This window comes from Pontibacillus sp. ABV4_188 (assembly GCF_056311905.1).
In genome coordinates this window covers 635,128-654,704 of record NZ_CM149975.1, presented here as the reverse complement: position 1 = coordinate 654,704, position 19,577 = coordinate 635,128, and the positions used below count along the sequence as shown (strand labels likewise).

The 19,577-nt window shown below is 44.0% G+C and carries 12 protein-coding genes, 15 tRNA genes and 3 rRNA genes; 5 read left to right on the top strand and 25 right to left on the bottom strand.

The genetic code is table 11. The features are described 5' to 3' along the window. Nucleotides 1-20: 20 nt before the first annotated feature. The gene (argH, locus tag ACYX4O_RS03370; protein WP_476354569.1) at nucleotides 21-1,406 is read right to left on the bottom strand and encodes an argininosuccinate lyase; all 1,386 of its coding nucleotides are present in this window, start codon (nucleotides 1,404-1,406) and stop codon (nucleotides 21-23) included. A 15-nt stretch (nucleotides 1,407-1,421) separates the two neighbouring features. Beyond that, nucleotides 1,422-2,627, bottom strand: a complete 1,206-nt coding sequence (locus tag ACYX4O_RS03365) for an argininosuccinate synthase (RefSeq protein WP_476354567.1) — start codon at nucleotides 2,625-2,627, stop codon at nucleotides 1,422-1,424. Between the two features lie 357 nt (nucleotides 2,628-2,984). Here ACYX4O_RS03365 and ACYX4O_RS03360 point away from each other — a divergent pair, with 357 nt between their 5' ends. The 4 genes from ACYX4O_RS03360 (at nucleotide 2,985) to ACYX4O_RS03345 (ending at nucleotide 6,491) form a co-directional block, all read left to right on the top strand. Beyond that, nucleotides 2,985-3,902, top strand: a complete 918-nt coding sequence (locus tag ACYX4O_RS03360; protein ID WP_476354565.1) for a metal ABC transporter solute-binding protein, Zn/Mn family — start codon at nucleotides 2,985-2,987, stop codon at nucleotides 3,900-3,902. 79 nt (nucleotides 3,903-3,981) lie between these two features. Continuing rightward, complete coding sequence (locus ACYX4O_RS03355; protein ID WP_188654303.1) at nucleotides 3,982-4,731, top strand: metal ABC transporter ATP-binding protein; 750 nt, start codon at nucleotides 3,982-3,984, stop codon at nucleotides 4,729-4,731. Between the two features lie 3 nt (nucleotides 4,732-4,734). Further along, nucleotides 4,735-5,604 carry a metal ABC transporter permease gene (locus tag ACYX4O_RS03350; protein ID WP_476354562.1) on the top strand — a complete coding sequence of 290 codons (870 nt, stop codon included), beginning with the start codon at nucleotides 4,735-4,737 and terminating at the stop codon, nucleotides 5,602-5,604. After that, a complete protein-coding gene (locus tag ACYX4O_RS03345) occupies nucleotides 5,601-6,491 on the top strand; it encodes a metal ABC transporter permease (protein ID WP_476354560.1) in 891 nt (296 codons plus the stop codon). The genes ACYX4O_RS03350 and ACYX4O_RS03345 overlap by 4 nt, the downstream gene beginning before the upstream one ends. Nucleotides 6,492-6,741: 250 nt before the next feature. Here the strand turns inward: ACYX4O_RS03345 and ilvD are convergent, their stop codons facing one another. The 20 genes from ilvD to ACYX4O_RS03245 form a co-directional block, all read right to left on the bottom strand. Next, nucleotides 6,742-8,424 (bottom strand): dihydroxy-acid dehydratase, encoded by a 1,683-nt coding sequence (gene ilvD / locus ACYX4O_RS03340; protein WP_476354558.1) that lies wholly within the window; start codon nucleotides 8,422-8,424, stop codon nucleotides 6,742-6,744. A 346-nt stretch (nucleotides 8,425-8,770) separates the two neighbouring features. After that, nucleotides 8,771-8,852 (bottom strand) — tRNA-Leu (locus ACYX4O_RS03335). Nucleotides 8,853-8,859: 7 nt separating this feature from the next. Further along, nucleotides 8,860-8,933: transfer RNA gene (locus ACYX4O_RS03330), tRNA-Cys, on the bottom strand. Nucleotides 8,934-8,942: 9 nt separating this feature from the next. Then, nucleotides 8,943-9,017 (bottom strand) — tRNA-Gly (locus ACYX4O_RS03325). 9 nt (nucleotides 9,018-9,026) lie between these two features. Then, nucleotides 9,027-9,101: transfer RNA gene (locus tag ACYX4O_RS03320), tRNA-Gln, on the bottom strand. Nucleotides 9,102-9,108: 7 nt separating this feature from the next. Next, nucleotides 9,109-9,184, bottom strand: a tRNA-His gene (locus ACYX4O_RS03315). Between the two features lie 13 nt (nucleotides 9,185-9,197). Next, nucleotides 9,198-9,271 (bottom strand) — tRNA-Trp (locus tag ACYX4O_RS03310). A gap of 20 nt (nucleotides 9,272-9,291) precedes the next feature. Beyond that, a tRNA-Tyr gene (locus ACYX4O_RS03305) sits at nucleotides 9,292-9,377 on the bottom strand. A 15-nt stretch (nucleotides 9,378-9,392) separates the two neighbouring features. Then, nucleotides 9,393-9,465, bottom strand: a tRNA-Thr gene (locus ACYX4O_RS03300). Between the two features lie 8 nt (nucleotides 9,466-9,473). After that, nucleotides 9,474-9,549, bottom strand: a tRNA-Phe gene (locus ACYX4O_RS03295). A gap of 45 nt (nucleotides 9,550-9,594) precedes the next feature. Then, nucleotides 9,595-9,671 (bottom strand) — tRNA-Asp (locus tag ACYX4O_RS03290). A 72-nt stretch (nucleotides 9,672-9,743) separates the two neighbouring features. After that, a tRNA-Met gene (locus ACYX4O_RS03285) sits at nucleotides 9,744-9,820 on the bottom strand. A gap of 74 nt (nucleotides 9,821-9,894) precedes the next feature. Beyond that, a tRNA-Val gene (locus tag ACYX4O_RS03280) sits at nucleotides 9,895-9,970 on the bottom strand. A gap of 11 nt (nucleotides 9,971-9,981) precedes the next feature. Further along, nucleotides 9,982-10,056, bottom strand: a tRNA-Glu gene (locus ACYX4O_RS03275). A gap of 13 nt (nucleotides 10,057-10,069) precedes the next feature. Next, nucleotides 10,070-10,161 (bottom strand) — tRNA-Ser (locus ACYX4O_RS03270). A gap of 1 nt (nucleotide 10,162) precedes the next feature. Continuing rightward, a tRNA-Asn gene (locus ACYX4O_RS03265) sits at nucleotides 10,163-10,237 on the bottom strand. Nucleotides 10,238-10,287: 50 nt separating this feature from the next. Beyond that, a 5S ribosomal RNA gene (gene rrf / locus ACYX4O_RS03260) occupies nucleotides 10,288-10,403 on the bottom strand. Nucleotides 10,404-10,679: 276 nt separating this feature from the next. Beyond that, a 23S ribosomal RNA gene (locus ACYX4O_RS03255) occupies nucleotides 10,680-13,594 on the bottom strand. 213 nt (nucleotides 13,595-13,807) lie between these two features. Then, nucleotides 13,808-15,370, bottom strand: a 16S ribosomal RNA gene (locus tag ACYX4O_RS03250). The 16S, 23S and 5S rRNA genes sit together here with 15 tRNA genes alongside, the layout of an rRNA operon. A gap of 423 nt (nucleotides 15,371-15,793) precedes the next feature. Continuing rightward, a complete protein-coding gene (locus ACYX4O_RS03245; RefSeq protein ID WP_476354556.1) occupies nucleotides 15,794-16,669 on the bottom strand; it encodes a nucleotidyltransferase-like protein in 876 nt (291 codons plus the stop codon). A 128-nt stretch (nucleotides 16,670-16,797) separates the two neighbouring features. On the opposite strand from ACYX4O_RS03245, the gene ACYX4O_RS03240 reads away from it, so the two are divergent. Further along, nucleotides 16,798-17,172, top strand: a complete 375-nt coding sequence (locus tag ACYX4O_RS03240; protein ID WP_476354554.1) for a YgzB family protein — start codon at nucleotides 16,798-16,800, stop codon at nucleotides 17,170-17,172. A 97-nt stretch (nucleotides 17,173-17,269) separates the two neighbouring features. Here the strand turns inward: ACYX4O_RS03240 and perR are convergent, their stop codons facing one another. The 3 genes from perR to ACYX4O_RS03225 all read right to left on the bottom strand — a co-directional run bounded on the left by perR (nucleotide 17,270) and on the right by ACYX4O_RS03225 (nucleotide 19,343). Continuing rightward, complete coding sequence (gene perR / locus ACYX4O_RS03235; RefSeq protein ID WP_476354552.1) at nucleotides 17,270-17,707, bottom strand: peroxide-responsive transcriptional repressor PerR; 438 nt, start codon at nucleotides 17,705-17,707, stop codon at nucleotides 17,270-17,272. Between the two features lie 125 nt (nucleotides 17,708-17,832). Continuing rightward, entirely contained in the window at nucleotides 17,833-18,390 is a 558-nt protein-coding gene (locus ACYX4O_RS03230; protein WP_476354550.1) for a cob(I)yrinic acid a,c-diamide adenosyltransferase, read from the bottom strand. Nucleotides 18,391-18,392: 2 nt separating this feature from the next. Beyond that, nucleotides 18,393-19,343, bottom strand: a complete 951-nt coding sequence (locus ACYX4O_RS03225; RefSeq protein WP_476354548.1) for a D-2-hydroxyacid dehydrogenase — start codon at nucleotides 19,341-19,343, stop codon at nucleotides 18,393-18,395. Nucleotides 19,344-19,577: the final 234 nt, after the last annotated feature.

Sequence of the window (19,577 nt, the reverse complement as noted above, 5' to 3'; positions counted from 1 at the left end):
AAAAAGAGCAACTATTAAACCTAATAGTTGCTCTTTAATAGAGATTTCGCATGATGTAGTTGTTTTTTCACCTGATTTGGGGCTGTTCCACCTAAACTATCACGCGCTGCTACAACGCTCTCAGGACGTAAATAATGATAAATATCCTCCTCTATAGAAGAAGAATAAGACTGGTATTCTTCTAAACTGACTTCTAATAAATTCTTCTTCTCCTGAATAGCCGTCAGTACAATCTTCCCCGTTACTTCGTGTGCCTTCCGAAAAGCCATTCCCTTTGTAACCAAGTAATCAGCAAGATCGGTTGCATTTGAGTAATCTTGTTTGACCGATTCATACATGTGTTCACTTCTAACCTTCATACTTTCAATCATAGGAGCGAGCACAGCCAAACTTTTCTCAAGGGTTTCCACCGTATCAAACATGCCTTCCTTATCTTCTTGCATATCTTTATTATAAGTGAGCGGCAATCCTTTCAGGGTTGTTAACAGACCCATTAAATGTCCATATACACGCCCCGTTTTCCCTCTGAGTAGTTCTGGCATATCAGGATTCTTCTTCTGCGGCATCATACTAGAACCAGTACAAAAGGCATCATCAAATTCGACAAACTTAAATTCCTCACTTGACCAAATGATCATCTCTTCACTAAGACGAGATATGTGCATCATAAGCATAGAAGCATTGCTTAAAAATTCAACGATGAAGTCCCGATCACTTACAGCATCCATACTATTTGGGTAAACTTCATCGAAACCAAGGAGCTCTGCTGTAAACGTTCTGTCAATCGGGAACGTCGTGCCAGCAATGGCTCCAGCACCGAGTGGTGAAACATCAATCCGCTTCAAACTATCTTCTAATCTTCCTGTGTCCCGCTGAAACATCCAGAAGTACGCTAACAGATGATGAGCAAAAGAAATCGGCTGTGCCCGTTGGAGGTGAGTATAGCCAGGAACAATCGTATCAAGGTGAGCTTCAGCTTTGTCACATAAAACGTGTTGCACATCTTTTAAAAGTCCAATGATGTTATGAACTTTCTTCTTAAGATATAAATGCATATCAGTCGCAACCTGATCATTACGACTACGTGCCGTATGAAGCTTACCAGCCAGTTCTCCTACTTCTTCATGAAGCAACATTTCCACATTCATATGAATGTCTTCATATTGAGATGAAAACGTCGCTACCCCTGATGTTACTTTTTCATGAACCTTTTTCAGTCCTTCTTTAAGCTTCTCTGCTTCAGCTTCTTCTACAATGCCGCAACGAGCCAGCATAGCTACATGAGCTATACTGCCTTCTATATCCTCATCTAATAACGCCAGGTCAAAAGAGATCGAAGCGTTCATTTCTTCTACGAGTTGATTAGGGCTAGCTGTAAAACGTCCTCCCCAAACTTTTGATGACATAATTCTCCCGCTCCTTTATACCTTTATTTTGCTCTTTTGTTTTTTAGCGTACACTTTAGAAGGCAGTCCCCACAGTTTTATAAAACCAACCGCTGCATCATGATCAAAGGCATCCCCTTTTGAATACGTCGCTAATTCCTCATCATATAGACTCACATCTGCTCTAGTACCTAAAACGGTCGCTTGGCCTTTAAAGCACTTCACCTTAACCTCTCCCGTCACATTAGCCTGTGTCTCTTCATGAAAGGCAAGTAGCGCTTCACGTAGCGGCGAATACCATAATCCTTCATAAATAAGCTCAGACAACTGCTGCTCTGCTTGAGGTTTAAATTTAGCCACATCTCTTGTATGAGTAAGGTGCTCTAATTCTTTATGAGCCTGAATTAACATCATCGCTGCCGGACACTCGTATACTTCGCGTGATTTAATGCCCACAAGGCGATTCTCAACATGATCAATACGCCCAATCCCATGTTCGCCACCGAGAACATTTAATTTTTCAATTATATCCACAAGGGACATTGATTTGCCATTTAATGCGACAGGCTTCCCTTTCTCAAAAGAAATAACGATTGTCTCTGGCTCATCTGGAGTAAGGTGAATCGGTGCTGTCCATTCGTAGGCTGCTTCTGGTGCCTCCTGCCATGGATCTTCAAGAACTCCCGCTTCACATGCGCGACCCCAAATGTTTGCATCAATCGAGAACGGATTCTCATCTGTAATCGGTATGTTAATTCCTTTTTCTTTTGCATAAGCAATCTCTTCATCACGAGTCATTTTCCACTCCCGAACAGGTGCAATGACTTCAAGATCAGGATCTAATCCTTGAATTGCTACTTCAAACCGGACCTGATCATTTCCTTTTCCGGTACAACCATGCGCTACAGCAACCGCCCCTTCCTGGTGAGCTACTTCTACAAGCTTTTTAGCTATTAACGGACGAGACAGCGCTGAAGATAATGGATATTTTCCTTCATATAAAGCATTCGCTTTTAATGCTGGCAATAGAAAGTCTTCTGCTAGTTCTTCTTTAGCATCAATCATAATCGCTTTCACTGCTCCAACATCTAGCGCTTTCTGACGTACGGATTCCATATCCTTCCCTTCACCAACACTCAACCCTAGTGCAATAACATCGTACCCATATTTCTCTTGAAGCCATTTAACAGAAACGGAAGTATCTAAACCTCCGGAATAAGCTAATACACACGTTTTACCCATATTAAAAATCCCCTTTCCAGCTCTCATGTTATAGATTATGTATGATTATAACCTTAAAAGTATACTTATTCAACAATTATGTATAAAAAGGGTAGAAAACTCTTGTTTTATTCATTTCCACGTATAAAAAAATCAATTGTCTATTTATTTAACACACAACTGTTGACATTTCTTTCGGTTAACTATATATTTTGCACTAAGGAAACTTTTATTGTTTAGGTTAAAATTTATAAAAACATGCACACTTTTCAACTACACTCATATCTTTATAGAGCCAAGGAAAAGTGGTTTTTTAAATTATTTTTTGCATATAGGAAACTTTTATTAACATGTACAAAAAGGGAGGACAAAAGAAACATGAAGAAGTTCATTACAATCGCATTACTATCAATTGTCGCTTTGGTAGGGTGTAATGCTGAAGCAGACACAGAGACAGAAGGATACGTTAAAGCCGTCACGACCATTGCTCAGATCGGAGATATCGTAGAAAACGTGGGCGGTGAGCACGTTGATGTGAAGAGTTTAATGGGACCAGGAACGGACCCTCACACGTACAAAGCCACTACTAGTGATATTGACAATCTACAAAAAGCTGATGTCATCTTTTACAATGGACACCACTTAGAAGGACAAATGAATAATGTGTTTGAAAAGATGAGCTCTGAAAAACCAACACACGCTGTAGCTGAAGCGATCCCTGAAGATATGCTTGATGCTGATCCAGAAAATCCTGATATTCCGGACCCTCACGTCTGGTTTGACATTAACTTATGGAAGTACGCTGTGGATGAAGTTACTAAAGGTCTAATCGATTTAGATCCTGAGAACAAAGAATATTATGAAAAACAAGCCGAAAACTATAAACAAAAATTAGACGAAACGCATACTTATGCTAAAGAACAAATTTCTCAAATTCCAGAAGAAAGTCGTGTTCTCGTCACTGCACACGACGCCTTTCATTACTTCGGAAAAGCATATGGATTAGAGGTTATGGGGCTTCAAGGGTTGAGTACAGAATCTGAATACGGGCTTAAAGATGTCCAACGAATTATAGATACGGTCTCAGAACGTAATATTAAAGCCGTTTTTGTTGAGAGTAGTGTAAACGAACGATCCATTAATGCTGTAGTGGAAGGTGCTAAAGCTGAAGGGCACCAGCTGAAAATCGGCGGAGAGTTATACTCTGATGCAATGGGACCAGCGGATACGGAAGAAGGAACGTATATCGGAATGTTTAAACACAATATCGATACAATTGTTAATGCATTAAAGTAATTAGAAACTAGAGGGGATTCAGTCCCCTCTTCAATGGTTTTATGAAAGAATAGGAGTCAAATAGAAAGGAGTTTCTTATATGAAAGCTATTGAAATTCAGAATCTGGCTGTAACCTATGAACGACAACCTGTCCTTGAGAATGTGAATTTCACAATACCAGAAGGAACGCTTACAGGAATCATCGGCCCTAACGGGGCAGGAAAATCTACTCTAATTAAATCAATCCTACACCTGATCCCTCGACTATCTGGGGATATTGTTGTTTATGGGAAACCTTATAAAAAACAACGAAATTTAATTGGATATGTACCTCAAAGAAGTGAAGTGGATTGGGATTTCCCAACCAACGCACTAGACGTTGTCCTAATGGGGCGCTATGGACATATAGGCTGGATTCGTCGTCCGAATAAGAAGGAAATTCAATTCGCCTATGAGTGTCTTGAAAAAGTCGGTATGAAAGAATTTGCGAATAGACAAATTAGTCAACTCTCAGGAGGACAACAGCAACGCGTCTTCCTTGCTCGCGCATTAGCACAAGATGCTCAAATCTACTTCATGGATGAACCCTTTGCAGGAGTAGACGCTGCAACGGAGAAAGCCATTATGAAATTATTGCAAGAATGGCGTGAACAAGGTAAAACGGTGCTTGTCGTCCACCATGATTTACAAACGGTAAAAGACTACTTTGACCACTGTCTATTGTTAAATAAAACACCTGTCGACTATGGGCCAACTGAAAGTGTCTTTACACTTGATAATTTAGAACGGACTTATGGAGGAGCCATATCCTTTTTAGGCAACAGTCCTATACTCACTCAAGGAGGGTAACTCATGAATGAATTACTTAGCCTTTTAACCAACCCAAACACCCAATGGGTCTTAGCAGGCTCCTCCTTACTCGGTTTTGCCAGCGGATTAATTGGGAGCTTCGTATTACTCAAAAAACAAAGTCTAATTGGAGACGCCATGGCTCACGCTACATTACCAGGCGTCTGCTTAGCGTTTCTCATATTTGGTGTTAAGTCGATCCCTCTCTTTTTAATAGGGGCTGCGACAACAGGTTTAATTGCGACGTATTGTATTCAAGCTATTGTTAAGCACTCTAGAATTAAAACAGATGCATCAATTGGCGTCGTATTATCCGTCTTTTTCGGGCTCGGGATTATGCTACTAACCTATATAACAAAACATGCTAAAGGAAACCAAAGCGGTCTTGAGGATTTTATCTTTGGTCAGGCGGCTGCAATGGTTAAGAGTGATATACAAGTCATTGCTGTCGGTTCTCTCTTAATCATTATTCTTTCATCACTATTTTTCAAAGAATTTAAAATTTCAATATTTGATCCGAACTATGCTCGTGGCATCGGTTTACCAGTAAGCGTATTTAATTTAGTTCTTATGGCCCTCGTGGTAGGGGTGGTCGTTGTTGGAATACAAATGGTTGGAGTAGTTCTTATTGCAGCACTTCTAATTACCCCTCCCCTCGCTGCCCGTTATTGGACAGATCAACTTGGCAGGATGGGGGTAATCGCAGGTATATTTGGAGCCATATCTGGTGTAACCGGTACGCTAATAAGTACAGCAGGAGAAGGACTTCCGACAGGCCCACTTATTGTCTTGTGTGCCTCATTAATCTTTGTCCTTTCCCTTCTATTTGGAGCTAGTAAAGGAATCATTGTAAAGGCGGTGAGACAAACATGACGTACAGTTTATGGATTATCATTACAGGAGTACTAGTTGGCATTACATGCGGTATGACAGGAGCCCTTCTCGTTCTTAGAAAAATGTCGATGCTAGCAGATGCAATCAGTCACACCGTTCTTCTTGGAATTGTAGGAGCTTTTCTTGTGACGCACTCTTTAAACGGAGTACCCATGCTTGTTGGAGCTGCTACTGTGGGAATACTCACTGCTTTAATGGTGCAGCTACTAGACTCAAGTGGTGTTCAGTCAGATGCAGCAATTGGAGTTGTTTTCACCTCCCTTTTCGCTCTAGGTGTCGTACTCATATCTTTTATAGGAGATAGTGTCCACCTCGATGTTGAGCATGCTCTAATGGGAGAGATCGCTTTTGTACCATGGGATACCTGGACGTGGAACGGGATGAACCTAGGACCAACAGCAGTCTGGCTCTTAGGATTTGTTTTTATCTTAAACCTAACCATTATATTACTCTTTTATAAAGAGTTTAAAATCAGCACATTTGATCCTCAGTTGGCCATATCTATCGGCGTTCCTGTAGTAGCCATCCATTACGTATTAATGTCAATGGTTTCGTTCTCTACAGTTGCCTCCTTCGATAGCGTAGGAGCCATTCTAGTTGTAGCGATGTTAATCGTTCCAGGGGCGACTTCTTATCTTTTAACAGATTCTTTTGGTGGGATGATTGCTTTAAGTGCTCTTATTGGTGCTCTGTCATCCTTGCTCGGTTATACATTCGCTCTATTCGTAGATGTGTCCATCTCAGGAGCCATGGCCACAGCCACAGGCCTTCTTTTCACCCTAGCCTTCTTCCTTAGTCCAAAACACGGCATGGTCGCTAAATGGTATAGAAGAAAGCAAATGCAAAAGCAACAATTAAACGCGTAAAAGTATACGACTTAAAGCTTCCTACTCGGTTAATAAAATATGCTATAGGAATATAAACAACTTCATAAACAAACAAAAACGTTCAGAATTCCTTCTGAGCGTTTTATTTATTCCTTTAAAATTTCCATTCAGCTCGCCACTCAGGGATGATGTCAGAACAACATGTATTCTAAGCTTCGAGCAACCATAGAGATTAAAGTTCAGGATAAAAAACTCCAGTTTCTGAACACTGGAGTTTTTCAATATGATATTAATTTTTGTAATCTGTTACAGCACCTTTGGAAGAGCATGATACATTATGAGCGTATTTGCCCAAAATCCCCTTCTTGTATAGAGGTGGTGCTTCCCAATGCTCACGACGACTTTCTAGTACTTGTTCGGTTACATCCATGGATATTTCTTTTTTGTTTGAATCTATTGTGACAAGATCCCCTTCTTCTAATAGAGATATTGGTCCTCCGACTTGAGCTTCAGGTGCGATATGCCCCACCACGAGTCCATGGGTTCCTCCAGAGAATCTACCATCTGTTAATAAGGCGACCTTTTCCCCTAAGCCTTTTCCAACCAATAGAGCAGAGATTGATAACATTTCAGGCATACCTGGCCCGCCTTTAGGACCAACATATCGTATAACTAATACGTCGCCTTCTTGTATTGAATTATTCAGAATAGCTTCCGTAGCTTCCATTTCAGTATTAAATACACGAGCTGGTCCAGTATGACGCGCAACCTTAACACCGGATACTTTTGCTACTGCACCCCTTGGAGCTAAGTTACCTTTTAAGGTGATCAAAGGTCCATCTTTTCGCTTAGGATGACTAAATGACGTTATAATATCTTGTCCTTCTTCTAAAGTTGGCGCTTCTTCTAAATTCTCTGCAACAGTCTTTCCTGAAACAGTTAAACAGTGTCCGTGTAGATAGCCATTGTCATAAAGAAGCTTCATAACTGCCTGTACTCCTCCAACTTTATGAAGGTCTTGCATCACATATTTGCCGCTCGGTTTCAAATCAGCAATATGTGGTGTTTTTTCTTGAATTCGATTAAAGTCTTCCATGGTTAAATCCACTTCAATAGCATGAGCCATAGAAAGCAAGTGAAGTACCGCATTTGTAGAACCACCAAGTGCCATAACGACTGTAATCGCATTTTCAAAAGCCTCTTTAGTCATGATATCTTTCGGGTAAATATTATGCTCGAGTAAGGATCTAACTGCTTCCCCAGCCGACTCACAATCTTTTGCTTTATGGTCAGATTCAGCAGGGTTTGAAGAGCTTCCAGGTAAACTCATACCCATAGCTTCAACAGCAGATGCCATCGTATTTGCAGTGTACATACCACCACACGCTCCTGCACCAGGACATGCACTACACTCAATTGCGTTTAGTTCATTTTCACCTATGTCACCCTGATTATATTTTCCGACTCCTTCAAAGACAGAAACAATATCAACATCTTTCCCTTTATGAGACCCAGGAGCAATTGTGCCTCCATAAACAAAAACAGATGGCACCTCAGCATTGGCAATAGCAATCATACATCCTGGAATATTTTTATCACAGGCTCCGATTGCAACTAATCCATCCAAGTTCTGAGCTCCTACTACCGTTTCGATAGAGTCAGCGATCACATCTCTACTTGGTAATGAATAACGCATTCCCTGTGTCCCCATAGAGATACCATCCGATACAGTAATAGTATTAAAGATTAAGGGTAGCCCTCCTGCTTCTTGGGCACCTTTCTTTGCACGGATGGCTAAATCATCTAGGTGTATATTACATGGAGTTACTTCACTCCATGTACTTGCAATACCAATCATCGGCTTTTTAAAGTCATCATCTGTAACACCAACAGCACGAAGCATGGCCCGGTTCGGTGCTCTCATTGCACTTTCACTAAATACTTTACTATTTATTCGCAAATCTTTTGTCATTCAAAATCCCACCTCTTCTTTCGCATAATTATAGGACTCTTTACTTTAATCTTCAATGTTTTTTTCAGAAAAATTTTTTTATTTCGTAAATAATTAATATGTGTTTAAAGCAATTTATGTATAGAGTAAATGCAAGGTAGAGGGAGACAGGGGTAAAAATTATCTTATAGCCATTTTGATGTGTGTATTAATAGAGTCTTTCTACTAAAATAAAAAAAATCCCCGTTATGTTAACGGAGATTAGAGAAATTTATAAATGATTTTGTACCTATAAGTCCTAAACAAATTAGACATATAAAAAAATCGCTTTCGTTAGCGATTTCCATTACAATGTTAAGTTTTACGATACCGGTGGTCGGGCTCGAACCGACACTCCGTGAGGAACACGATTTTGAGTCGTGCGCGTCTGCCAATTCCGCCACACCGGCATATGAATGGAGGCGGCAACCGGATTCGAACCGGTGGTAAAGGAGTTGCAGTCCTCTGCCTTACCACTTGGCTATGCCGCCATATAAAAATGGAGCGGAAGACGGGATTCGAACCCGCGACCCCCACCTTGGCAAGGTGGTGTTCTACCACTGAACTACTTCCGCGAAAACTCTTGGCTGGCCCAGCTGGATTCGAACCAGCGCATGACGGTACCAAAAACCGTTGCCTTACCGCTTGGCTATGGGCCAATATTTATGGGGCGAATGATGGGGATCGAACCCACGAATGCCGGAGCCACAATCCGGTGCGTTAACCACTTCGCCACATCCGCCATAAAATGAAATTGGCAGGGGTAGTAGGAATCGAACCCACATCGGCGGTTTTGGAGACCGCTGTTCTACCGTTGAACTATACCCCTACTTACTGTAGTAATTATAATGGTGGAGGGGGCAGGACTCGAACCTGCGAACCCAGAGGGAGCGGATTTACAGTCCGCCGCGTTTGGCCAACTTCGCTACCCCTCCACGTTTTTTAAAGTATGCAGGCCAGAGGACTTGAACCCCCAACCTACTGATTACAAGTCAGTTGCTCTACCAATTGAGCTAGGCCTGCACAAAACATGGTGGCTCGGGACGGAATCGAACCGCCGACACACGGATTTTCAGTCCGTTGCTCTACCGACTGAGCTACCGAGCCAGTCTTATGTACTTTACAGTAACAAAAAAATATTTAATTGAAAAGTGGCGGTCCGGACGGGACTCGAACCCGCGACCTCCTGCGTGACAGGCAGGCATTCTAACCAACTGAACTACCGGACCATTAGTTGTGCCTAAAGATACACCATCATTTGTAATTCGAAGAAGTCTTTTCGACGTAGTACAAATTTAAATTGGTTGCGGGGACAGGATTTGAACCTGCGACCTTCGGGTTATGAGCCCGACGAGCTACCAGACTGCTCCACCCCGCGATAATGTTGAATACTTATTGCATATTCAATTATATGATGTTTGCAATGATCATGTGCATTGCATTTTTTAAAAATGGTGGAGGATGGCGGGCTCGAACCACCGACCCCCTGCTTGTAAGGCAGGTGCTCTCCCAGCTGAGCTAATCCTCCATGATATTAAGTGGTGACCCGTACGGGATTCGAACCCGTGTTACCGCCGTGAAAGGGCGGTGTCTTAACCACTTGACCAACGGGCCAATGAAAAGTTAGTGGCGGAGAGCGAGGGATTCGAACCCTCGAGACCCGTGTTTGGGCCTACACGATTTCCAATCGTGCTCCTTCGGCCACTCGGACAGCTCTCCATGGCTCCAACGGCAGGATTCGAACCTGCGACCGATCGGTTAACAGCCGATAGCTCTACCACTGAGCTACGTTGGAATCATGTCAAAAGACCGTTTGCCTTTTGATCAAAGTCAATAAAGTGACTTGCCTGGCGGCGTCCTACTCTTGCGGGGGTGAAACCCCGACTACCATCGGCGCTGAAGAGCTTAACTTCTGTGTTCGGCATGGAAACAGGTGTGACCTCTTCGCCAAAACCGCCAGACTCTTTATTGAATTTCTTCCTCGTCTTTTCAACGACAAGTTATATTTTATCTTGTTTCGGAAGGAAAGTCAAGAGGTATATTAGATTTTTTTCTAAGTACCTTCAAAACTAGATAAGAATTACGACATCGTGCCTGATCACGTGTTTGCGCTTGAACTGGCTTCCAGCTCCAACTCCCAGACCCTAGCGTATAAGTCATCTTCTTTCCAAAGGCTAATCGCCTTTTCCGAAGATCTGTCTTATCCGTACGGGTCTAAGCGGTCGTTTGCGCTTTAGATAGATAAGTCCTCGATTTATTAGTATCGGTCAGCTGCACGTGTCACCACGCTTCCACCTCCGACCTATCAACCTTGTCGTCTACAAGGAATCTTACTCACTCGAAGTGATGGGAAATCTCATCTTGAAGTGGGCTTCATGCTTAGATGCTTTCAGCACTTATCCCTTCCGCACGTAGCTACCCAGCTGTGCTCCTGGCGGAACAACTGGTGCACCAGCGGTGCGTCCATCCCGGTCCTCTCGTACTAAGGACAGCTCTCCTCAAATTTCCAACGCCCACGACGGATAGGGACCGAACTGTCTCACGACGTTCTGAACCCAGCTCGCGTACCGCTTTAATGGGCGAACAGCCCAACCCTTGGGACCGACTACAGCCCCAGGATGCGATGAGCCGACATCGAGGTGCCAAACCTCCCCGTCGATGTGGACTCTTGGGGGAGATAAGCCTGTTATCCCCGGGGTAGCTTTTATCCGTTGAGCGACGGCCCTTCCATGCGGTACCGCCGGATCACTAAGCCCGACTTTCGTCCCTGCTCGACTTGTAGGTCTCGCAGTCAAGCTCCCTTGTGCCTTTGCACTCTGCGAATGATTTCCAACCATTCTGAGGGAACCTTTGGGCGCCTCCGTTACTTTTTGGGAGGCGACCGCCCCAGTCAAACTGCCCACCTGACACTGTCTCCGGACCGGATTACGGTCCTGGGTTAGAATGTCAATACAGCCAGGGTGGTATCCCACGGATGCCTCCACCGAAGCTAGCGCTCCGGTATCGACGGCTCCCACCTATCCTGTACAAGCTGTACCAACATTCAATATCAGGCTACAGTAAAGCTCCACGGGGTCTTTCCGTCCTGTCGCGGGTAATGCGCATCTTCACGCATAGTATAATTTCACCGGGTCTCTTGTTGAGACAGTGCCCAATTCGTTGCACCTTTCGTGCGGGTCGGAACTTACCCGACAAGGAATTTCGCTACCTTAGGACCGTTATAGTTACGGCCGCCGTTTACTGGGGCTTCGGTTCAAAGCTTCGCCTAAGCTAACTCATCCCCTTAACCTTCCAGCACCGGGCAGGTGTCAGCCCCTATACTTCACCTTTCGGTTTCGCAGAGACCTGTGTTTTTGCTAAACAGTCGATTGGGCCTTTTCACTGCGGCTCCTCCTATGAAGGAGCACCCCTTCTCCCGAAGTTACGGGGTCATTTTGCCGAGTTCCTTAACAAGAGTTCTCCCGATCACCTTAGGATACTCTCCTCGTCTACCTGTGTCGGTTTGCGGTACGGGCACCTCTTTCCTCATTAGAGGCTTTTCTTGGCAGTGTGAAATCAGGAACTTCGGTACTATAGTTCCCTCCCCATCACAGCTTGTGATTGATGCACGGATTTGCCTATGCATCTCACTCACTGCTTGGCCGCTCACATCCAGTGGAGCGGATTCCCTATCCTACTGCGTCCCCCCGTCATTCAAACGGAAAGGAGGTGGTACAGGAATATCAACCTGTTATCCATCGCCTACGCCTTTCGGCCTCGGCTTAGGTCCCGACTAACCCTGAGCGGACGAGCCTTCCTCAGGAAACCTTAGACTTACGGTGGAAGAGATTCTCACTCTTCTTTCGCTACTCATACCGGCATTCTCACTTCTAAGCGCTCCACCAGTCCTTACGGTCTGACTTCACTGCACTTAGAACGCTCTCCTACCATTGTTCGTAAGAACAATCCACAGCTTCGGTGTTATGTTTAGCCCCGGTACATTTTCGGCGCAGAGTCACTCGACCAGTGAGCTATTACGCACTCTTTAAATGATGGCTGCTTCTAAGCCAACATCCTGGTTGTCTGAGCAACTCCACATCCTTTTCCACTTAACATAAACTTAGGGACCTTAGCTGGTGGTCTGGGCTGTTCCCCTCTCGACTACGGACCTTATCACTCGCAGTCTGACTCCCAAGGATGAGTCGTTGGCATTCGGAGTTTGACTGAATTCGGTAACCCGATGAGGGCCCCTAGTCCAATCAGTGCTCTACCTCCAAGACTCTTACCTTGAGGCTAGCCCTAAAGCTATTTCGGAGAGAACCAGCTATCTCCGTGTTCGATTGGCATTTCACCGCTACCCACACCTCATCCCCGCACTTTTCAACGTGCGTGGGTTCGGGCCTCCAGCCAGTGTTACCTGGCCTTCACCCTGGACATGGGTAGATCACACGGTTTCGGGTCTACGACCACATACTATTTCGCCCTATTCAGACTCGCTTTCGCTGCGGCTCCGATTTTTCATCTTAACCTTGCATGGGATCGTAACTCGCCGGTCCATTCTACAAAAGGTACGCTGTCACCCATTAACGGGCTCCAACTACTTGTAGGCACACGGTTTCAGGTTCTATTTCACTCCCCTCCCGGGGTGCTTTTCACCTTTCCCTCACGGTACTGGTTCACTATCGGTCACTAGGGAGTATTTAGCCTTGGGAGATGGTCCTCCCGGATTCCGACGGAATTCCTCGTGTTCCGCCGTACTCAGGATCCACTCCGGAGGAAACAAGATTTTGACTACAGGGCCGTTACCTTCTTCGGCTGACCGTTCCAGATCATTCATCTATCTTGTTTCTTGATAACTCCAAAGGAGTGTCCTACAACCCCAGAGAGCAAGCTCTCTGGTTTGGGCTGATTCCGTTTCGCTCGCCGCTACTCAGGAAATCGCGTTTGCTTTCTCTTCCTTCGGGTACTGAGATGTTTCAGTTCCCCGAGTCTACCTTCCTTAACCTATGTATTCAGTTAAGGATCCTACCCCATTACGGGTAGTGGGTTTCCCCATTCGGAAATCTCCGGATCATAGCCTACTTACGGCTCCCCGAAGCATATCGGTGTTAGTCCCGTCCTTCATCGGCTCCTAGTGCCAAGGCATCCACCGTGCGCCCTTATTCACTTAACTATCTAAAATCAATGTGAAAAGACGCATCATAATGATGCTTACGTTAAATCTAACGTTGGTTTGATGTCTAATTCTTATCTAGTTTTCAAGGTACTGTTTGAAAGCATTTGAGCTTCCAAAACCGAACGAAACAAACATGGTCAATGGTTTAATGGCACAATGTGTGCCTGCTAGCAAGTCCCGAAGGACTCGCTAGTTCCGTAATATCCTTAGAAAGGAGGTGATCCAGCCGCACCTTCCGATACGGCTACCTTGTTACGACTTCACCCCAATCATTGGCCCCACCTTCGGCGGCTGGCTCCAAAAAGGTTACCTCACCGACTTCGGGTGTTGCCAACTCTCGTGGTGTGACGGGCGGTGTGTACAAGGCCCGGGAACGTATTCACCGCAGTATGCTGACCTGCGATTACTAGCGATTCCGGCTTCATACAGGCGAGTTGCAGCCTGCAATCCGAACTGAGAATGGTTTTTTGAGATTTGCTTGACCTCGCGGTCTCGCGGCCCTCTGTACCATCCATTGTAGCACGTGTGTAGCCCAGGTCATAAGGGGCATGATGATTTGACGTCATCCCCGCCTTCCTCCGGTTTGTCACCGGCAGTCACCTTAGAGTGCCCAACTGAATGCTGGCAACTAAGATTAGGGGTTGCGCTCGTTGCGGGACTTAACCCAACATCTCACGACACGAGCTGACGACAACCATGCACCACCTGTCATTCCGTCCCCGAAGGGAACTCCCTATCTCTAGGGATAGCGGAAGATGTCAAGACCTGGTAAGGTTCTTCGCGTTGCTTCGAATTAAACCACATGCTCCACCGCTTGTGCGGGCCCCCGTCAATTCTTTTGAGTTTCAGCCTTGCGGCCGTACTCCCCAGGCGGAGTGCTTAATGCGTTAACTTCAGCACTAAGGGGCGGAAACCCCCTAACACCTAGCACTCAACGTTTACGGCGTGGACTACCAGGGTATCTAATCCTGTTTGCTACCCACGCTTTCGCGCCTCAGCGTCAGTTACAGACCAGAGAGTCGCCTTCGCCACTGGTGTTCCTCCACATATCTACGCATTTCACCGCTACACGTGGAATTCCACTCTCCTCTTCTGTACTCAAGTTCCCCAGTTTCCAATGGCCCTCCACAGTTGAGCTGTGGGCTTTCACATCAGACTTAAGAAACCGCCTGCGCGCGCTTTACGCCCAATAATTCCGGACAACGCTTGCCACCTACGTATTACCGCGGCTGCTGGCACGTAGTTAGCCGTGGCTTTCTGGTTAGGTACCGTCAAGGTACCAGCATTTCCTCTGGCACTTGTTCTTCCCTAACAACAGAACTTTACGATCCGAAGACCTTCATCGTTCACGCGGCGTTGCTCCGTCAGACTTTCGTCCATTGCGGAAGATTCCCTACTGCTGCCTCCCGTAGGAGTCTGGGCCGTGTCTCAGTCCCAGTGTGGCCGATCACCCTCTCAGGTCGGCTACGCATCGTCGCCTTGGTAAGCCGTTACCTTACCAACTAGCTAATGCGCCGCGGGCCCATCCATGAGTGACGGCCGAAACCGCCTTTTACCAGTGAACCATGCAGTTCACTGGGTTATTCGGTATTAGCTCCGGTTTCCCGGAGTTATCCCGATCTCATGGGTAGGTTGCCCACGTGTTACTCACCCGTCCGCCGCTCGATCCACAACAATCACCCCGAAGGGATCATGTTGATTCACGCGCTCGACTTGCATGTATTAGGCACGCCGCCAGCGTTCGTCCTGAGCCAAGATCAAACTCTCCATAAAATGTGAGTCTGCCTAGCATCAAACAAATGATTACTGGCTTTAAAAAATAATTTAAAGACATTGACGTTACATGTTGTTTCGTTCAGTTTTCAAAGATCAAATGTTGCTTTGAAGTGTTTCTTTTGTTTGCCTGCTGTTTAACAGCGACTTAATCATCTTAACATTTCGTTGTTTTGTTTGTCAACAATGTTTTTGATTTTTTTCGATGCCATTTTTGTTAGCTGTTCGAAATTGTGTGTGTCGTTTTCAGCGACAAGTAATACTATATCACCCTGAGAAAACATCGTCAATAACTTTTGTTAATTTCTTTTGATTTTTCTCAGAATCTTGTTAGGCTCTTTTAAAGCCACTCAATAATAATAAAAGAAAACAGCCTCCAATGCAACCCTTTTTTAAAAGGATTTAGTGGAAGCTGTTTTGAATTTAATCATTTCTTCTTAACTGGTACGTTCTATGGAATAGGTTCTGGCCTTTTGTTTCAACCTGGACGGATTTAATAATTTCCTTATCAACAAGGTAATCCAGCAGCGCCCCAAGATCAAGTGCGTATGGTTGGATATCTGGATGAACCATTAATTCACCGTATGCCCAAGGCTCATCTTTACTTCCCATTACTTCTATTAAGTGTCTTGCACAATTAACAGTTCTTGAATTAATAGCAAATTCAGTAGCTAAAAGCATGAGTTGAACCCGCTTATCAAGAGTTTCGTTGCTTTTACTCAATTCTTGATGAAGCTTATATACTTCTGGTTCTATCCTTTTCACTTGGTTCCATACCGTTACTTCTGGATGGAATCCTTTTTCAATGACAGAGAGACGAGCTAAGTAATGTAACGAATGAATCATTTTACTAAAAGCATCCATATATTGCTCTGTTTCATATAGATCTTTACATTCTCCATATGTTCGAATGAGTTTTGCGAATTCAATTGCCTTTTTTAAATCACGCTTTTCCTGCGGGAAGTTACGTAGATTTTCTTTTAGAGAAGTTACATACTCGTTTCGATCGAATACAACACGGCCTTCTATCACCCACTCTACTGCTCTGCGGAATGAACTAGTATCGACCCAGTTGGTAAGTTGGCCTTCATCTACAATGTGCATGGCTGCATTTTTGTTCTCAAATTCATAATGTTTAACGTACCAAGGCTGAGTAGCCCCCCGTACAATAATTAATAAAATAACATCAAAGTTATCGGTCACAGGGCTAATGGGCCTTTTCTTTTCTATAATCAAAATTCCTAATGTGTTTTTCTGACTAGCGCGTTCTTGGTAGATCGGACGTAACACATCTTCCATACTACTTTCCCCCAAATACTAAGATAGTGATTAATTTCGACACATTCATAGAAAATCCTTTTTTCGACGACGCTTTCTCTCCTAGAAATATGCTATACTACCAATTGAAAATGTTAGGAGGGAAAAGGTTGGGCGTTAAGTACTCGAACAAAATAAATAAGATACGCACGTTTGCGCTAAGCTTAGTATTTATCGGTTTTGGTATCATGTATGTGGGCCTTTTATTTAAAGATACGATGTGGTTAATGAGTATCTTTATGATTCTTGGGCTTCTGTCAGTCATCCTGAGCACAGTCGTGTACTTTTGGATCGGAATGTTATCCACCAAAACGATAAAAGTTGCTTGCCCTAATTGCGGGAAACCAACAAAACTATTAGGACGGGTTGACGCTTGCATGCACTGTAATGAGCCCTTAACTTTAGATAAAGATCTTGAAGGAAAAGAATTCGATGAACGGTACAATTCTAAAAGATATCAAAAAAACACTGAAAATCAAAAGTAAAATTACGCTTAATTGAAAAGACCTTGTAGAGCCTCAACTCTCCAAGGTTTTTTTACATGTCCATAAAAAATGAGAGTTCTTTTAAAGAACTCTCATTTTAGTGCTTTGATTTACACTCTTCACAAATTCCGTACACTTCCATTCGGTGGTTACTAACTTCAAATCCTGTAACCTGTTCCGCTAGCGATTCTACTTCATCAAGAGATGGATAATGGAAATCAACGATCTTTCCACAGCTATCGCAAATCGCATGGTAGTGCTCTGAGGTGTTACAATCAAATCGGCTTGATGAATCACCATAAGTCAATTCACGAACCAACCCAATTTCACGAAACACGCGAAGATTGTTGTATACCGTAGCTACACTCATATTTGGAAATTTGCTTTCTAATGCTTTATAGATGTCATCTGCGGTTGGATGAGACATGGAATCAATGAGAAACTCAAGCACCGCATGACGTTGGGGTGTAATACGGACGCCAGAATCTTTCAATGTGTCCAAAGCCTCACGAAGTCGATGATCAGACACCGTCATGCACCTCGCTTTCACATATTTTCATATAAACAATATTATTACATTAAAATCTTTATAATTAGTGTATACCGTTGTACCTCTTTTTGTCAATGTAACTCGCTTGATACCAAGTCAATTTACATAAATTACACATCAGCTCTTAGGGGCATTTCTTTACCGCCTGTCATCTTGTTAACAAATCTAGCTGCTACGAATAAAAAGTCGGATAATCGATTTAAATACGTCAGGACAAGCGGGTTATTTAATTCATCTTTCACAACCACAGCACTACGTTCCGCTCTTCTTACAATCGTGCGTGCCGTGTGTAATGTAGCCGAAGCTTCGTGACCTGATGGCAGAATAAAGTTCTGGAGAGCTTCAAGTTCTTGATCCCAACTGTCAATTTGCTTTTCTAGTTCATCTATGTGCCCCTGAGTGAGTTGCCACTTCACTTCTTTCCCTTGAGGAGTCGCTAGCTCTGCACCTACATGGAATAGGATGGTTTGTACCCGGTGCATCGTATCACAAAAGGCTTGTTTCTCTGGCCAGTCTTCTCTTCTTAAATAACTTAGTGACAACCCAATCATGGAGTTAGCCTCATCACAAGTACCATAAGCATCGACTCGTGCATCACTTTTTGGCACCCGCTCTCCATAAATAAGCGATGTATCACCTTTGTCTCCAGATCGTGTGTAAATCTTCATCATTAATACCCCTTTCTTGGATCAATTTGATTGACAGATACCTTCCCTCCAGCCAGGAAAGTATGTAGGTTCTCTTCAAAGATCGACATGGCCCTTGGTTGATAATGAGTAGACATCCCTGACGAATGAGGTGTTATGGTTACATTCCCCATCTCCCAAAATGGGTGAGCAGCTGGTAGAGGCTCTGTTTCAAACACGTCTAATACCGCATGGTGGATTAACCTTTCCTCCATTACATGCAATAAAGTATCACCGTCCACTACGTCACCTCGGCCCATATTAAGGAAAACTGCGTCCTCTTTCATGATTTCAAAGTCTTTTCTCTTGAAAAAGTTCTTAGTGCCTTGTGTACTAGGAAGAACTGAAACCACGAAGTCCGCTTCAGGGAGGTGAGCGTGTAGTTCATCTTTTGTATAAACGTTATCAAAATGTTCCTTAGCTTTGCCACTATTTGATATACCAATCGTGTACATTCTAAACGCTTGAGCAAGACGAGCAACTTCCTGACCTATCGCCCCTGTTCCTGCAATGAGCATGGTTTTCCCGGTAATTTCAACTGGCTTTACATTACGATCCCATTCATGCGCCTTTTCATTCTCTAGCAATAAACGAGTATTTCTTGATACTTGAAGAAGCATTGCTATGGCATACTCCGCCATCGGAACTTTATGGATCCCCTTCGAGTTGGTAACGAGGATCCCCTTTTCCTCTATCTTTTTAAATGGCATCTTGTCTAAACCAGCCGACAAAACCATAACCCACTTCAGTTGGGCAGCTTCCTCAATCAGGTCTTCCGTCAAATCTTCTCCATATGTAAGTAACACGTCCGCTTCCGGCAAAAAAGAAGCAGCCTCCCCGACCGAATCTGTAAACTGAAACGTAACTGAAGGATAAGCCTCCTCTAAGCGCTCCCTTAAGTCCCTTCTGATCTTACATGACGATAAAATAAACAAACAATTCCCTCCCTATCTAAAACTCCTACTGTCTATACTATAACCTATTCCCCAAAAATCATAGAAATCAATGCTCCATAACACTTTCATACACTAATGCAACACAACGTGCCAGACACCCTGCAATTCTGTACAGCAGTAAAGGGTGTCTGGCACGCTATGGTTTGGTAGTGTGCTAAAGCCATAAAAGGAAGCGCGAATGGTATCCGCGCTTAACATGTTGCTCTATATAAA

Coding starts and splice junctions, on each gene's coding strand:
- argH (WP_476354569.1), bottom strand. CDS start 1,406: ATGTCATCAAAAGTTTGGGGAGGACGTTTTACAGCTAGCCCTAATCAA.
- ACYX4O_RS03365 (WP_476354567.1), bottom strand. CDS start 2,627: ATGGGTAAAACGTGTGTATTAGCTTATTCCGGAGGTTTAGATACTTCC.
- ACYX4O_RS03360 (WP_476354565.1), top strand. CDS start 2,985: ATGAAGAAGTTCATTACAATCGCATTACTATCAATTGTCGCTTTGGTA.
- ACYX4O_RS03355 (WP_188654303.1), top strand. CDS start 3,982: ATGAAAGCTATTGAAATTCAGAATCTGGCTGTAACCTATGAACGACAA.
- ACYX4O_RS03350 (WP_476354562.1), top strand. CDS start 4,735: ATGAATGAATTACTTAGCCTTTTAACCAACCCAAACACCCAATGGGTC.
- ACYX4O_RS03345 (WP_476354560.1), top strand. CDS start 5,601: ATGACGTACAGTTTATGGATTATCATTACAGGAGTACTAGTTGGCATT.
- ilvD (WP_476354558.1), bottom strand. CDS start 8,424: ATGACAAAAGATTTGCGAATAAATAGTAAAGTATTTAGTGAAAGTGCA.
- ACYX4O_RS03245 (WP_476354556.1), bottom strand. CDS start 16,669: ATGGAAGATGTGTTACGTCCGATCTACCAAGAACGCGCTAGTCAGAAA.
- perR (WP_476354552.1), bottom strand. CDS start 17,707: ATGACGGTGTCTGATCATCGACTTCGTGAGGCTTTGGACACATTGAAA.
- ACYX4O_RS03230 (WP_476354550.1), bottom strand. CDS start 18,390: ATGAAGATTTACACACGATCTGGAGACAAAGGTGATACATCGCTTATT.